The sequence below is a fragment of the Cysteiniphilum halobium genome, from assembly GCF_003574425.1.
GTDB lineage: Bacteria > Pseudomonadota > Gammaproteobacteria > Francisellales > Francisellaceae > Caedibacter > Caedibacter halobius.
This window is the reverse complement of record NZ_QLIU01000075.1, coordinates 1-921: the sequence shown is the minus strand read 5'-3', so window position 1 is coordinate 921 and position 921 is coordinate 1. Positions and strand designations below refer to the sequence as shown.

General features: G+C 36.7%; 2 protein-coding genes. Both read right to left on the bottom strand.

Annotated elements, in window-relative coordinates; all coding sequences use genetic code 11:
* Positions 1–5: 5 nt before the first annotated feature.
* Entirely contained in the window at positions 6–584 is a 579-nt protein-coding gene (locus DNK85_RS10730; protein ID WP_162896689.1) for an IS630 family transposase, read from the bottom strand.
* Positions 535–852, bottom strand: coding sequence for an IS630 transposase-related protein (locus tag DNK85_RS10725; protein ID WP_162896688.1), 318 nt, complete (start codon positions 850–852; stop codon positions 535–537). Before DNK85_RS10725 ends, DNK85_RS10730 begins: the two co-directional genes overlap by 50 nt.
* Between the last annotated feature and the right edge of the window lie 69 nt (positions 853–921).

Sequence of the window (921 nt, the reverse complement as noted above, 5' to 3'; positions counted from 1 at the left end):
TATAGTCATTCCAAAATATTTCCATACTGCTTAATCAATTCTTCTAAGGCTGTATATTCTCCATATATCATTTTCTTTTTCATAATTGCAAAATCTTGCTCAATGGGATTAAAATCAGGTGAGTATGGCGGTAGAAATAATGCTTGATGACCATGTTTTTTTAAAATCTCCCGTATGCTGTCTTTTTTATGAAATGCCGCATTATCCATAATAACCGTTGACCCTGGTTTGAGCTCTTTTACTAAACTATGCTCAAGCCATTGATTAAACCAGTGGCTTGTTGTTGTTTGCTCATACAAATAAGGTGCTAATAGCTCTTTCCCCCGTTTAGCAGCAATCAAATTAGTGCGCTTATACCTTACTCCAGCTTTATCGCCATAAGCCTTTCTTCCTTTCATTGACCAGGCATAGGGACGATAGGTATTAAGCTCAAACCCTGACTCATCAACATACACAATCTTATCTTTTCCGCCTTTAATGACCAGCTTACGTAAAATCTGCAAGTAGTTGATACGTTTTAGATGGCAACGTTCACTATACTTTGTTGTTTTTTTTGTGGGTAAGACCCATTTTTTTGCAAGCATGCCAAATTGAATTAATCCTAACACCATATTTCTTAGCATGTTCTCGCAAAAGCCTATCAGGATGATCCTGAATATCTTTCTTTAATGCATCCCAATCCAATTTATTACGTGGTCGACCAGGTGGGGAAATAGGCTTTAAACTATCACGTTTGCACCATTCGTTTACACACCAGAGACTGACTGAAAACATTTGAGAAGCATCTGCTTTTGAACCACCGGCTTGGACAAACTCAACTACCCGCTTACGAAGATCTAAACTATATGACATCCATTCCATAATCCAAACACTAATATAGTCAATAGTTTACTTAAATTGGATTTATTTTGGAACTACTAT

Bases quoted from the DNA above. Each gene is read 5' to 3' on its own strand.
- DNK85_RS10725 (WP_162896688.1), bottom strand. From the start codon at position 852: ATGTCATATAGTTTAGATCTTCGTAAGCGGGTAGTTGAGTTTGTCCAA.
- DNK85_RS10730 (WP_162896689.1), bottom strand. From the start codon at position 584: ATGCTTGCAAAAAAATGGGTCTTACCCACAAAAAAAACAACAAAGTAT.